10 protein-coding genes are annotated in these 14,492 nt (G+C 41.1%); 6 read left to right on the forward strand and 4 right to left on the reverse strand.

Features of this window, described 5'->3' with window-relative positions:
• Positions 1 to 16: 16 nt before the first annotated feature.
• Complete coding sequence (locus FTT78_RS03640; RefSeq protein ID WP_154320957.1) at positions 17 to 1,168, forward strand: LuxR C-terminal-related transcriptional regulator; 1,152 nt, start codon at positions 17 to 19, stop codon at positions 1,166 to 1,168.
• Positions 1,169 to 1,206: 38 nt separating this feature from the next.
• On the opposite strand, the gene FTT78_RS13435 is transcribed toward FTT78_RS03640, so the two are convergent.
• Positions 1,207 to 3,075, reverse strand: a complete 1,869-nt coding sequence (locus FTT78_RS13435; RefSeq protein WP_257221874.1) for a hypothetical protein — start codon at positions 3,073 to 3,075, stop codon at positions 1,207 to 1,209.
• A gap of 282 nt (positions 3,076 to 3,357) precedes the next feature.
• On the opposite strand from FTT78_RS13435, the gene FTT78_RS03650 reads away from it, so the two are divergent.
• The 3 genes from FTT78_RS03650 (at position 3,358) to FTT78_RS03660 (ending at position 8,696) form a co-directional block, all read left to right on the forward strand.
• Positions 3,358 to 6,462 (forward strand): multidrug efflux RND transporter permease subunit, encoded by a 3,105-nt coding sequence (locus FTT78_RS03650; RefSeq protein ID WP_154320956.1) that lies wholly within the window; start codon positions 3,358 to 3,360, stop codon positions 6,460 to 6,462.
• A gap of 163 nt (positions 6,463 to 6,625) precedes the next feature.
• A complete protein-coding gene (gene mgtE, locus FTT78_RS03655; RefSeq protein WP_154320955.1) occupies positions 6,626 to 7,960 on the forward strand; it encodes a magnesium transporter in 1,335 nt (444 codons plus the stop codon).
• A gap of 145 nt (positions 7,961 to 8,105) precedes the next feature.
• On the forward strand, positions 8,106 to 8,696 hold the full coding sequence (locus FTT78_RS03660; RefSeq protein WP_004972119.1) for a DUF4112 domain-containing protein: 591 nt from the start codon (positions 8,106 to 8,108) through the stop codon (positions 8,694 to 8,696).
• A gap of 111 nt (positions 8,697 to 8,807) precedes the next feature.
• Here FTT78_RS03660 and htpX read toward each other — a convergent pair whose 3' ends face one another.
• Both htpX and FTT78_RS03670 read right to left on the reverse strand, forming a co-directional pair.
• Positions 8,808 to 9,713 carry a protease HtpX gene (htpX, locus tag FTT78_RS03665; RefSeq protein ID WP_004972117.1) on the reverse strand — a complete coding sequence of 302 codons (906 nt, stop codon included), beginning with the start codon at positions 9,711 to 9,713 and terminating at the stop codon, positions 8,808 to 8,810.
• 189 nt (positions 9,714 to 9,902) lie between these two features.
• A complete protein-coding gene (locus FTT78_RS03670) occupies positions 9,903 to 10,790 on the reverse strand; it encodes a lytic transglycosylase domain-containing protein (protein WP_004972115.1) in 888 nt (295 codons plus the stop codon).
• A 557-nt stretch (positions 10,791 to 11,347) separates the two neighbouring features.
• On the opposite strand from FTT78_RS03670, the gene ttcA reads away from it, so the two are divergent.
• Positions 11,348 to 12,268: a tRNA 2-thiocytidine(32) synthetase TtcA gene (ttcA, locus tag FTT78_RS03675; protein WP_104853169.1), complete on the forward strand. Its 921-nt coding sequence runs from the start codon at positions 11,348 to 11,350 to the stop codon at positions 12,266 to 12,268.
• Positions 12,269 to 12,516: 248 nt separating this feature from the next.
• Positions 12,517 to 12,900 carry an SCP2 sterol-binding domain-containing protein gene (locus FTT78_RS03680; RefSeq protein ID WP_004972111.1) on the forward strand — a complete coding sequence of 128 codons (384 nt, stop codon included), beginning with the start codon at positions 12,517 to 12,519 and terminating at the stop codon, positions 12,898 to 12,900.
• Positions 12,901 to 13,063: 163 nt separating this feature from the next.
• Here FTT78_RS03680 and FTT78_RS03685 read toward each other — a convergent pair whose 3' ends face one another.
• On the reverse strand, positions 13,064 to 14,179 hold the full coding sequence (locus tag FTT78_RS03685) for a transglycosylase SLT domain-containing protein (protein WP_004972108.1): 1,116 nt from the start codon (positions 14,177 to 14,179) through the stop codon (positions 13,064 to 13,066).
• Between the last annotated feature and the right edge of the window lie 313 nt (positions 14,180 to 14,492).

A 14,492-nucleotide genomic window follows, 5' to 3' on the forward strand; every position in this document is an offset into this window, starting at 1 on the left:
CATAAAGGGGATAAAAATGGATAACCGAGAACACGAAATTATAGGCAGTATTTATGATGCCGCTGTAGATGTGAATTTATGGCCGCAAGTAATTGAAAAAATTGTTCAATATACAGACAGTAAAACCGCCATTTTTACTGCCTTAGATCAATTTAGCCCAAGTTACGATTTTTTATTTAGTCACAATATTCCAGATGAAGCTTTGCATGCCTATCGTGATGAGCGGATTCGCGTGATTGACATGCAGTTACACCGAGTATTGTGGGAAAATTTAGGTGTGGGGCAAGTAGCGAGCTCGGATTTATCGCATTATGGGGAAAACCCTGAAAGTGATGAATATATCTTTTATGAACGGTGTTTGAATCCGACGGGAATTAGTTATATCTCGGCTGTTTTGCTCGATCAGGGTTCACATCGTTGGGCAGTTTTAGGATTACATCGTGCGCCAGATGTAGCGCCGTATCAACAAAAAGAGTTGGATTTTTTAAAGCATTTGGGTGTGCATTTGCGCCGTGCCTTACAAATCCATCGTCAATTTAGTTTGGTTAAACAAGAAAATTTAAGTTTGTATAGTGTGCTCGATCATTTAAAAACAGGTGTAATTTTGCTTGATCATCAGCTGAGTTTGATTTATTCAAACCCTTTAGCTCAAAGCATGCTGGAACACGATTCATGTTTAGATTTGGACTTGTATAATCGTTTAAAAACCCATGCTTATGATCAAAGTCGTTTAGATCAATTATTACATTCAGCGTTGTTGGGACAGTCGGCATTAAACGCAGATGTAGGCGGTGTATTGTCTTTGTCAGATGCGAAAGGACAACAATTAATGCTGACTATCGTACCTTGTTCTAAATTAAAAAATATGCAGCATCAAAATGCAAGACAACATCAAATTGCGGTATTTCTGACCGATATGCATCAGCACTATGCCTTGTCACAAGCCTATTTGCAGCAAGCTTATCAATTGTCTAAACGCGAGTTTGAGCTGTGTGAGTTGTTGTTGAATGGTTATAAGTTAGAAGAAATTGCGGAACATTGCGGGATTACCCTCAGTTCCGTGCGCACTTATTTTAAAAATATTTATGAAAAAACCCAATGCAACTCGCAAATTGAACTCATGCATTTATTAATGAGCTGTACCATTCATTTTGAGCATATTGGTTAAAGCTGCCTAAATTTTGCTTAGGCAGCTTTAAAATATGTTTAGTTACTACGTTGTAGGGTAATAGTGTCTTCGCCTTGTGGATGCAAGGTTAGACTTGTTCCGGAGATGCTATAAGTTGCATTAACTTTAGCGCTATCCGAAGTGTCATGTAATCCACCGCAACCGTTGGTGTCATATAACACTTCTGTTACGGCAAGTGTATTGGATGTTATTGAATATTTACCATATTCAATTCCTGGGTTATCGCAATCACCTTCGGTGTCTAACAAGAAATAGAATCCTGTGTCAAAGAAAGCAAACAAGTGAGTTTGATTAAATTGCCAAGTGCCAACTAGACCTGATGATTGTTTTACTTTAGTTAAAATATAGGTGCTATTACTTCCTACATCAGTCAGCACTAGATCTGTGCCATTATAACTTAGGCGGTGGTGACCATCATTGTCAGGATGTGAAAGCCCGTAGTCACCGTTTGTATCTATGGAAATTACAGGGTTCAGCGCTGAGGTTAAAGCATTCCAATTTAATTGTCCGATTTCAATACCAGGCTTCCCTGTTTCATCAGCTACATCTGCTTCACCCAGAGCATAACGTCCATCGGGTAAAATATGTAATAAAACAGCAGATGCATTGGTACGTCCAATTTCCCAAGTTCCAGCAATATCTTTATAGAATTGGCTTGCGCTACTTGTGGTAGTACCTTCTGTATTGGGTCTTGTGAGTATAAATGTACCTTCATTTGGTTCGTGGAGTGTAAGTGATGTCGAATTAACCGTGACTGGTAGACCTGAGCTTGAGTTTGCACTATTGTCAGATAAGCCTGCACAGCCATTTGTATCGATCAGGATATTATCTACGAATAACTTTCCATCTTGAACACGATATTTACCATATTCGATACCTGGTCCACCACAAGGCATTTCTCCAACTTCCACTTGATCGTCCCCAACAGCATCAACCATGATATAGGTATTATTATCCGGATTGAAAACAAATAGTTGCTTGCCTGAACTTGAGTTCCAAGCACCGGCAATGCTCGAATTGTTTTGAGGGACTTTAGTAAATGTTGCACTTTCATTAGGGTTTTGAGCTTCAGAAATTTTTAACTGCGTACCATCAAATGATATTTTCATATCACGTGTTTTTCCAGAATCAGTTAAGCCCCAATCTTCATTTGTATCAATTGAAGATTGCGCCCATAAATCTCCAGCAACAGCATTTACCGATAATTCACCATACTCCATGCCATTTGCACTATCAGATGGTGAGCTAACAATAGGTTCGCCAATCAGGTATTTCCCGTCTGAGGTTACTTGAAGTACGATTTCTGAGTCAGCATTTTTCGCATACCAAACCCCAACGATATCTTTGAGTAGTGTTTGGTTAAAGTTAGCTTGTGCTTCTGTTGCGCTAACTACGACTTTATCTTTAAAATCTTCTATTGTTTGTAGAACAGGTTGAAAGCTTGTAATAAATTCAGTTGTTGGTTTAGAGAGGTCAATTGAGTTTGCAGGGAGTTGACTCACTGAGTCAGGGATTTGAATACCATCGTCATGCCCCCCCTGAGAATCTAAAGATTGTAAAAAAATAAGTAAATTTGTTCGTGTTGTTACATCATCAGCTAACTCCACAGGGGTAATACGATCAGCACCAATCACTGTGCCAATTTCAATATTTCCGATGGAGAAAGTGATTTCATCACCCTCTTGATATTCAAACTCCCCTTGAGCATTTGTACGTTTAGAGACACCATTAATTGTATAAGTTGCACCACTCACAGGCCCATCGGTCAGTACGCCAGTTTTTGTGGTGTTTGATGGTGGGGGAGCAGAACTACCAGAATCATTGTCTGAACCACCACATGCACTGAGTAAGCCTGCTAAAGTTAAGCATAATAAGGTTTTTTTCATCATGAATTCCTTGTCATCCAAATTGTTATGTCAGAAGTATAGAAATAAGATGAATCTAGGAGCTATCCCAAAATTGGGAGGTCAAATACTAAATCTGTGAGAAAAAATGAAGACCAATCAATATTTTTGTGACAAAACTAGATTTTTTGATATGCAGTCATCGAAGTTCTATTTTGCTGTGTTAATTTGAAAAACGGTTTCAAGTTTTTTTGATGATCTTCATCCACTTGATTCATTTCATATTTAAATATCAACATTGCCATCTATAAGTGATCCAGTTTTATGTTGTCTAAATTTTTTATTGAACGTCCTATTTTTGCAGGTGTGCTCGCCATTGTGGTGATGGCACTTGGGATTTTTTCAGTATTAAATTTACCTGTAGAACGCTACCCAGACATTGCACCACCGCGTATCACTGTCAGCGCAACCTATACTGGAGCTTCGGCAGAAACGGTTGAAGAAAGCGTCACACAGGTTTTAGAACAGCAAATTAAAGGCTTAGATCACTTACTGTATTTTAGTTCTAGCAGCGATTCTTCAGGACGAAGTAGAATCAGCATTAGCTTTGAAAATGGTACCAACCCCGATACCGCACAAGTCCAGGTACAAAATGCGATTAATGGCGCAATTAACCGCTTACCTGAAGATGTGCAACGTCAGGGGGTAAATGTCTTTAAATCATTGGGTGATACCCACATGGTCATTGGGCTGTACGATGCCACAGCCAAAAGCAGCAATATTGCCTTGTCTGACTATATGATGAGTCATTTAGAGCAAGAGTTGGCACGCATTGAAGGTGTGGGTGAGGTCGATGTTTTTGGTGCACAATATGCAATGCGGATTTGGCTGAATCCGTTAAAGTTAAAACAATACGCACTCATGCCAAGTGATGTACGTGCTGCAGTATTGGCACAAAATACCCAAGTCGCAGCAGGCGCAATTGGTGAATTACCCACAGCACAAGAACAATATCTCAATGCCAAAGTCACCTCAGGTTCACGCTTAAAAACGGTAGAAGAATTTGAAAATATTATTTTAAAAGCAGATCAGGCAGGTGGCTTTGTTTATTTAAAAGATGTGGCACGTATTGAACTTGGTGCAGAAAATTATCAAAGCTTTAATACCATTAATGGTTTTCCATCGGCAGGGATGGGGATTTCATTATCTTCTGGTGCCAATGCGTTACAAACTTCAGCCTTAATTCAAAAACAAATTGAGCATTTAAAACAACAATTGCCCGAAGGTTACCAAATTGTCTATCCACGAGATAACACGCCTTTCGTGCAGGAATCAATTAATGAAGTGGTGAAAACTTTAATTGAAGCGGTGATTTTAGTTGTCATCGTGATGTTCTTGTTTTTACAAAACTGGCGCGCGACGCTCATTCCTACCGTAACCGTGCCTGTGGTGATTTTAGGCACTATGGCCGTGTTGCAACTCTTTGGCCTAAGTATTAACACGCTGACCTTATTCGCTTTGGTTTTAGCGATTGGTTTGTTGGTGGATGATGCGATTGTCGTGGTCGAAAACGTCGAGCGTTTAATGCACGAACAGCAGCTCTCGGCTAAACAGGCATCTATCGCATCTATGCAGGAAATTAGCGGTGCTTTGGTCGGCATTACCTTAGTTTTGACCGCAGTATTTATTCCTATGGCATTTTTTGGTGGTTCGACTGGGGTGATTTATCGCCAGTTTTCCATCACCTTAGTCACTGCGATGGTGCTGTCTTTAGGTGTGGCCTTAATTTTAACGCCTGCCTTGTGTGCCTTGATTTTAAAACCCAATCCACAACCAGCCCAATGGGCCATCTGGTTTAATCAAAAACTGGAACGCTTAAAACAACACTATCTCAAATTATCAGGCTGGACGATTCAGCATAAAGCGGTGTGTCTGGTTATTTTTGCAGGTTTATTGACGGTGTTTGCCTTGTTTTACCGTGCCTTACCTACCAGTTTTATCCCGAATGAAGATCAGGGCATGTTGTCGGTGCAATTTAAATTACAGGAAGGTGCGCCGTTGTCTAAAAGTCGTGAAGTGGGCGAAAGCATACGTGAATACTTTATGCAGCATGAAGCCCACAATGTTGATTTGGTGATGATTCGTTATGGACGTAATTTTTCGGGAACAGGGCAGAATTTAGGGCAGGGTTTTATTGCGCTAAAACATTGGGATGAGCGTCAAGGGCAACAGCATACCGCACAAGCTATTCGTGAACGTGCCATGCAGCATTTTCGACAGCATCCCAATGCACAAATTACCATTGGCATGCCCGCAGCAGTTCGTGGTTTGGGGCAAACCGATGGCTTAGAGTTCTGGATGCGCGATGTGAATGGTACAGGACGCGATTTTTTAATTCAGCAATTTCAAAATTTACAGCAGCAAGCCGCTCAATATCAAAGCTTTAAAAATTTAGATCAACGTGCCAATCCTGAAAAAGCGGAGTTAAACGTCACGATTGATCAGAAACAGGCGATGGCAGCAGGTTTAAATCAAACGGCTATTAACAGTACCTTAGCGGCAGCTTGGGGCGGTAGTTATATCAACGACTTTATTGACCGTGGTCGAATTAAACGTGTGATTATGCAGGGTGATGCCGAATTTCGTGGTAAACCTGAAGATTTGAATCAATGGTCGGTACGCAGTCAGCAAAATCAAATGGTACCTTTCAGCCAGTTTGCTCAACTCAGTTGGAGCGGTGGGCCAGAAGTCGTCAATCGTTTTATGGGGTATAGCGCCGTGCAAATGGAAGCCGATACTGCCGAAGGATATAGCTCAGGGCAGGCGATGCGTGATTTAGAACAGATGGTGGCACAGCAGCAGGGCATTGACTTGGCATGGAGTGGGTTGTCTTTTGAAGAAAATCAGTCTAGCAATCAGGCTTTGTTACTGTATTTGGTTTCCATCGGGTTTATTTTCTTGTGCCTTGCGGCCTTGTATGAAAGTTGGAGTATTCCAACAGCGGTCATGAGTGCCATTCCTTTAGGGATTGGTGGAAATATTATTTTCAGCTATTTGGCAGGTTTCCCGAACGATATTTATTTCCAAATTGCCTTGCTCACCACCATTGGTTTGTCCTGTAAAAATGCCATCTTAATTGTGGAGTTTGCTTCGGCTGCGCAGCAACAAGGCAAACAGGTGATTCAAGCCGCTTTAGAAGGTGCAAGCTTACGGCTCAGACCTATTTTAATGACCTCATTGGCATTTGGTGCAGGTATTTTGCCGCTAGTATTTGCCTTTGGTGCAGGTGCAGCAAGCCGTCAGGAAATTGGGGTGAGTGTTTTAGGTGGAGTTATTTTTGGCACAATTTTAGTGCTTGTTTTTATTCCGTTTATGTATGTGCTGGTTCGTTCTATATTTCAAGTGAATCGTTCATCACCCATAAACTAAAGATGTTTTTATTAGGCACTTAGCAAAATTATAGGCTATGATATGAAACGCTAAAAATCTTGTATAAATCTACAGATTTTCGGGTTTTTAAGGGTTGGTTTGGGCTGAGAAACTTTGCCCATTCTTCATTTTACGTTTTGGAATGATGGAGTGGGTGAGATTAATGACCAATCTGCACGCTGAACAGTTAGAACAAGCCTTGCAATTACATCAGTCAAGTACAGTGCGCAGCTTGATCGATGGTATCAACCCTGCCGATTTAGCCGACTTAATGCAGCACTTGAGTCTGAAAGCACAGCTGAGTTTAATTGAACAAATTGACAGTGCTGCCTTGGTGATGGAGTTTTTACCACTGCATTCGCAACATCAAATTGCAGAGGCGATGGCACCGCAGCAATTGGTCAAACTGATTTCAGCCATGCCTTCAGATGACCGCACCGACTTATTTAAGTTACTTTCTCCGCATTTACAGCGTTTTGTCAGCTTACACATTACGGAAGAAAAACGCGCACAGATTCAGACTTTAGCGCGATATCCTGAAGAATCTGCGGGCGCGATTATGAGTTCGGATTTCGTGGTGCTCTCACCAGAACTGAACATGCAGCAAGCCATAGATGAATTACGCAGAATGACCACAGATCGGGAAACTTTGTACCTGATTTATATTGTCGATGAACTGATGAAACTATTGGGGGTGATTTCTTTAAGAGAAATAATTCAAAACCCGCCTGAACAGAAAATTAAAAATGTGATGCGCACAGATTTAGTCACTGGTTTAGTGACAGAAGATCAGGAAAGTATCGCGCAAAAACTCAGCCATTATGATTTTTTGGCCTTACCGATTGTAGATGATGCACAGCATTTACTGGGGATTGTCACCTATGATGATGCGATGGACGTGGTACAGGCAGAAACTACAGAAGACTTTTTAAAATCAAGTGCGGTAGCGTCTTCACCTGGCATGAGTATAAAAACTGCGCCAATTTTACTTTTATATCGCAAACGTGTGTTTTGGTTGGTGATTTTGGTATTTGGCAGTTTATTGTCTGGAATTGGCATTGCGCATTATGAAGACACTATTGCAGCACATATTGTACTGGTTTTTTTCTTGCCGCTTTTGGTCGGTAGTGGTGGTAATGCGGGCTCTCAGTCTGCAACTTTAATGGTACGGGCACTGGCTACAGGTGATGTGCAATTTAAAGATTGGCTGCATTTACTCGGACGTGAAAGTTTGGTGGCGCTATGTTTGGGTGGAACTATGGCTTTTGCGGTTTCAATTTTAGGCTATTACCGTGGCGATATGATGGTGTCTGTGGTATTGGCACTGAGTATGCTGGGCATTGTGCTGATGGGCTGTTTAATTGGCATGAGTTTGCCTTTTATTTTGCATCGCCTGAAACTAGACCCTGCCAGTGCCTCTGCGCCTTTGGTAACCTCGATTTGTGATGCAACGGGCGTGGTGGTGTACTTATTTATTGCTTCACAGTTGTTACTTTAAACACTGTCGGTGATGATGACTTATTCAAGACCTCATCTTAAACTTTTTGCATTGATCAAAATTCTGTTTATAAAATCATAACAGACCTGAGTAAAAAACTGCTTTATTCTCAAGTAGATTGCATTTACCCAACGATACGTTTTCTATGCCAGAACCTGCATCTTCAAAAAAACTTAGCCAGCAAGAGGTGATTCGCTTAGAGCGCGATTTAGCCAAGTTTGCCAATATGATGGATTCTGTGGTGCGTATTCCATTTACCAAGCAGGGCGTGGGAGCAGATGCCGCATTAGGCACTGTACCTGTCGCGGGGGATGTCGCAGGTTTTGCACTGACCTGTTATGCGATTTATAAAGCCAAACAAATTGGTGTACCACAAACCAAACTCACTCCCGTGATTAAACTTGCTGTGATGGATGCAGTAGTTGGTTTTGTGCCAATTGTCGGCACAGTATTTGATGTATTTATTCGTCCAAGCCGTAAAGCTTTAGATGTAGTGCATACGCATATCCGTGAAGAATATCAGATTCACAGTGAGCATCATGTGGTACATCCTTTTTTACATGAGCGATTGGAACGTAAACAGCAGCAGTCAGCATTTTGGCGTAATCCTGTAGTGGCATGGCTGTGGCTACATTTGCCTGATTTGCTTGGTGTGATTTTTCTTATTTTCTTTATTTGGGCAGCATGGCTCGGTGCAAGTTGGTTGTGGCACTGGTCACAAAGTTTTGCTGTTTAAATGAACCTGTTTAAAGTACAAAACCATCTGGCAGATCTAATTTACAGACATGAAAAAAGCTTCCCTGAGGAAGCTTTTTGGTGCCGCTGTTACAATATCTTGCTAGCAGTATTAAGGTAAATTTAATTGCTGTAAAGCTGCAACACGTTGTTCAATGCTTGGGTGAGTTTGGAATAACGCTGCCAAGCTAAAACCTTCTTCTTTACCTGCAGAAATCGCAAAAGCTTTCATTTCTTTTGGCATTGCATCAGGCATTTCAGATTCTGCCTGTAAACGTAATAATGCAGAAATCATGGCTTGCTTACCTGCCAAACGTGCACCTGCTTCATCGGCACGGTATTCACGTTGACGCGAGAACCACATCACGATTGAAGAGGCCAAAATACCAAATACGATATCCAGTACAATGGTAATTGCAAAATAAGCCAAGCCTGGTGCTTCGCCATCTTCACGACCAAATACGTTACGGTCAATGAAGTCACCTGCAACACGGGCAAAGAACATGACGAATGCGTTGACCACACCTTGAATGAGTGCCAAGGTCACCATGTCACCATTGGCAACGTGACCAATTTCGTGTGCCAAAACTGCACGTAATTCATCTTTGTTCATACGCTCAAGCAGCCCTGTAGATACAGCGACTAAAGCATCGTTTTTATTCCAACCTGTTGCAAAAGCATTCGATTGGTAAGAAGGGAAAATACCCACTTCTGGCATTTTGATACCAGCACGTTGCGACAACTGCGCAACTTCATTTAATAACCACGCTTCAGCTTGGTTACGAGGTGCATTCGGGTCAATTAATTCAGTCCCAGTTGTTTTTTTCGCCATCCATTTAGACATGAATAGTGAAATTAAAGAGCCAACCATACCAAAGACAAAACAGATGACCAACAGGTTGCCTAGGTTTAAGCCACCCGCGCCATGGTAACTACCGACACCGAAGAGTGACAAAATTATGCCAGCTACAACCAGTACCGCGAGGTTGGTTAGCAAGAACAAACCAATCCGCATCATTGAGTAAATCCTCTTATATTAAAAATGTAATCTGATTTATTAATAAACCATGCCGTAAATATGCGGTGTATGTATTAAAAATTCAAGAAAAAATAATAAAACTGTACTAAAAATATTTTGCGCTGATACTGCAATTGGCATTTCAAAAAGGCTTGCGTTGCCGCAAGCTCAAATGAAGTGCTGCAGCTTTTATTCTGAAATAAAAATACGTGCCGAAGCCGTGGCATTCCCTGTCGCGTATGAACCTGCAGGTGCATCGGTAAAGCGACCATCGGCAGCCATAATAATTTGACGTTGTGGACGTTTGTTTGCCGCCACTTGATGATTACTGGCAGTGTAATTGTCTGACTGCGCAATCACTTGTGCATTTTGACTCTGAGTATTGCTATTGTTATTTGCCGTAATCGCGTTACTGCCAGAACTTGCACTAACGCCGCTAGCATATAGGTTGCTATAGCGACTGGTCACACGACGTACATAATCCTGTGTTTCACGAAAAGGCGGTACGCCGCCGTATTTTGCAACATTGCCTTCGCCTGCGTTATAACCCGCCAAAGCTAAAGTGGTGTTGCCATTAAAGCGTTTGAGTAACCAAGCCAAGTATTTTGCACCCGCCATAATGTTTTCATGCGGGTCATAAGCGTTGCTGACATTAAAACGTCGTGCTGTCGCAGGCATGAGCTGCATTAGACCTTGTGCACCGACAGGCGAGCGGGCGTTGACATTAAAACCTGATTCGGTATGCATCACTGCTTTAATTAGACCTTCTGAAACACCGTGTTGTTGTGCTGCTTGCTGAATAATGTGGTCAAAGGCGTTTTTATTGCGGCTATAACTTGGCAATACCGACGCTTCGGAATTGCCCCAGTTGCGATAACTGTGAATATTGCTGTCTGGATAATAGGTGACTTTTACTTTTGTCAGTGAACGATCTGCACTTTTACGGTTGGTCAGCAAGGTACTGCCATTGCTGTCCTTATACATATAAATTTGACCTGCGTGCGTTGTCGTTGCCAAAGGCATGATGCTGGCAGTCCCCAAAATATACAGTAAAAAGGCATTAATTTTATTGTTCATGCTGTGAATACACTAAAAGCTGTCCCCAAACAGTTATGAGGAGTTTAACAAAAATCTCACAGATGAAAAGGCTTTGTACAAATTCATTTACAGTAGTGTCGAAAAAAATCAAGCTTAATTGCTGACAGAGTAATCAAAAAAAATATTTATTTTTTTTTAATTGGATCAGCTTGACACACTTAAGTGTTTGATTTTAAATTAAAATAAAATCGATCAAAAAGTAATCAATTTAAAGAGAAGCCTTAGAATAACGGCAAGAGGCGTTGTCAAGTTGTTTTAAATCCACAAAGTTATCCACAGCTTTTGTGGAAAACTGTGGAAAAGTCCAAAAGATAAGCATCTTGGCGAAAAAGTGAACCTGAGGGTTCAAACTTGCCACAGAAAAAAACGATCTGCGCAGATAGAAATAAAGTGTGTAAACAGAAATGAACGCGCAGTCAGAAATTAAGTTCTTTGACGAAAAGGAAGATTGCGATGAAATTACATTCTTTTGATGCGGGATTGGTCTGAATCGGCTAAAATTGCGCGGTAATTTTTTTCATGGGTTAATCGCGTCTATGTTCTCACCAGTTGAGTCCGATCAAGGCTTTAATTTCAAACCAGAACTTCCAACCAGCTCTGCGTATTATCGTTTGTTGAAAAAGCTGCGTCGTCAAGTCGGGCATGCGATTCGTGACTTCAACATGATTGAAGATGGCGATAAAGTCATGGTGTGTATTTCTGGTGGTAAAGACAGTTATACCTTGTTGGACATTATGTTGCAGTTCAAGCGCATCGCACCCATCAATTTTGATGTGGTGGCTGTGAACTTAGACCAAAAGCAACCAGGCTTCCCTGAAGATGTATTGCCGCGTTATTTAGAAGAAAATAACATCCCATATTACATATTAGAAAAAGACACCTATAGCATCACCAAGCGTTTAACGCCTGAAGGTAAAACTTACTGTGCAGTGTGTTCGCGTTTGCGTCGTGGTTCTTTGTATGGCTTTGCGCAGGAAATAGGGGCAACCAAAGTGGCGCTTGGGCATCACCGTGATGATATTTTGGCGACTTTTTTCTTAAACTTGTTCCATGGCGGTAGCTTAAAAGCCATGCCACCGAAGTTGTTGTCATCAGACAAGAAAAATATGCTGATTCGTCCACTGGCTTATGTGGAAGAAAAAGACATCATTAAATATGCAGAAATGCGTAAATTCCCAATTATTCCGTGTAACTTGTGTGGTTCACAGGAAAACTTACAGCGTGCCATTATTAACGACATGTTACGTGAGTGGGATAAAGCACATCCTAAGCGTTTGCACAGTATTTTTGGCGCATTACAGAATGTATCGCCATCGCAGTTGGCAGACCGTGAATTATTCGACTTTGAAGCGTTAGACAGCCAGCGCGTATTTGATTTTGCCGATCAGGCCGAACAAAACGCAGCAGAGCAAAACAAACGCATCAATATGGTCAATTTAGGCTACGCTGCAGACTAAGCGATAACAGCCTGTCAATCCCTTTAAAATGTAATCAACACCAAGCCAGAGCTTGGTGTTTTTTTATGAATTTGATTTATTTGAGAAAGTCGTCATTTCGACTAAAAATACAAAAACTGAACGTCCCGTACAAAATTTCTTAGCCTTTCACGAAAGGTTCATGCTATAACAATCAGCAAGCAAAACAGCTTAATAATGATGGTGTCTGGATAGACAACACACATGCACAAATATATTGAGGAAAAATCATGCCTGCTTTTTTAACTGATGATTGGTTTGCAACTGTAGAAAATTTAACGGCTCAAGCTGGTGATTTAAACCTACCTCCAGCACTTGCAAATCTGGCAATTAACTTAGTGGTGACTGATGCTGCAGGCAACACAGAATTGTCTTTAGATGGCGGTAAAATCCAAAAAGGTTTGGCGGACAACGCAAAAACAACATTAAATATGGATGCGGAAACTTTACGTAAAGTATTCCTAGAGTTTGACATGGCGGCTGCTATGCAAGCCTTTATGACAGGTAAAATCAAAGTACAGGGCGATATGTCACAATTAATGGCATTACAAACTGCAAAACCAAGCCAAGAACAAAAAGACTTATTTAAGAAGATTCTTGAGCAATCTGCTTAATTCAAGCGATTTACGCTGTAGCAGGCGAATTTCCCGCTATAGTACAAAAAAGCCTAGCTGAAGTATCAACTAGGCTTTTTTATGCACTGCAGCTTTAACAGCGCATTATTCATGTTTGAATTGCAGCTGATATACACTGCAACTCAATCACGCGAGGTAAATTTTAGATATTCACCAATTGCGGTGTGGTCTTAATATGCTCAAGGTAGGCGCGAATACGAGTCACATATTGCACTGCTTGACGATAACGACCGTTGCTCGCTTTGTTACGGTCTAAATACGCATATAGGTTAACCCAATTGTTCGGGTTTTTGCCTTGTGAGCGAATACGCTTCTGAATTTGACTGACTGCACCAGGACCCATGTTATAAGCGACTAGGGCATACCAGTTACGATCAGGAAATGGAATATGCTCATAACGGCTCAGCATTTGGTCATAATACTTAGCACCACCCTGAATACTTTGTGCAGGATCGGTACGGTTGCTTACGCCCATCGCTTTGGCTGTATTATTGGTCAGCATCATAATACCGCGCACACCTGTTGGCGAAACCGAGTTGGGTTTGAGGTAAGATTCCTGATAACCAATTGCCGCCAAAAGATGCCAGTCTAAATCGTACTGCGTGGCAGTCTTTTTAAAGTTGGCCTTATATAAAGGTAAACGATTACGCAAATCCCGCTGGATCACATCCCACGATTCTTGTTTGACCACATTACGATTATAAAATGAAGCCAATTGGGTAATTGAGCCGTTTTGCTTGCCACGACAAACAAAGTTGCTTGCGGTTTGGCTAAGAGGATCATCTGCGTGTTTAAACACCCAGTTCAGCTCACTATTTAAACCATTACGCTTTAAAGTATTTAAATCGCCACAACTGGCAGAAAATGCCGTGAGTTGCTGCTTTTCGATGCTTTGGATACTCGACGTGGTCATGGCAAAGTTCGCTTTACCAGAAGACACCCATTTTAAAGCGGTCGCATTGTCGCTTACCGTTTTAAATTCGAGTTTCACATTCATGCTGTCGGCATAGTTACGCACAAGGTCATAACCAAAGCCATGTAAATGTTGTCCATCTTTAAACACTGTGGTTGGATTTTCCACAGACACAACGGTCAATTTGTTCTGATTGACGACGCTGTCAAATTGATGAACGGCTTTGCCTGCGTTAATACTGTGGAATGGGAGAAGAACAGTACTGAAAGCGAGGACTTTGAATGGGAGGCGATTAAAAAATGAGTGAAGGCTAAGCCTAGACCCAGACGTTGAACTACTGTGCATGTTGGCTCCGCTACAAGTAATTTATGCCCTAAAAAGCAAAGGCAACACACCTTAAACTTTTTCAAGTTTGATAAATTCAATAAGGGTTGGGCAGTCATGACGTCATTCAAAATGACTTGGGATTAAAGGGAAAATGTGTAAAATTTATACACAGGTTAAAAAGTGATCAAAACTAAAAGATGTGCGAATAATAAAGATGAAAATTTTGGATGTCAAATTTTGTACATAAATTTTTTGAAAAATGTAACATAAGATATTCATTTCATTGAGAAATAAATTTTATAAATTTTTATTGTGTATAAAAATGCAATAA

This window comes from Acinetobacter sp. YH01011 (genome assembly GCF_013420785.1).
Lineage (GTDB): Bacteria > Pseudomonadota > Gammaproteobacteria > Pseudomonadales > Moraxellaceae > Acinetobacter > Acinetobacter towneri.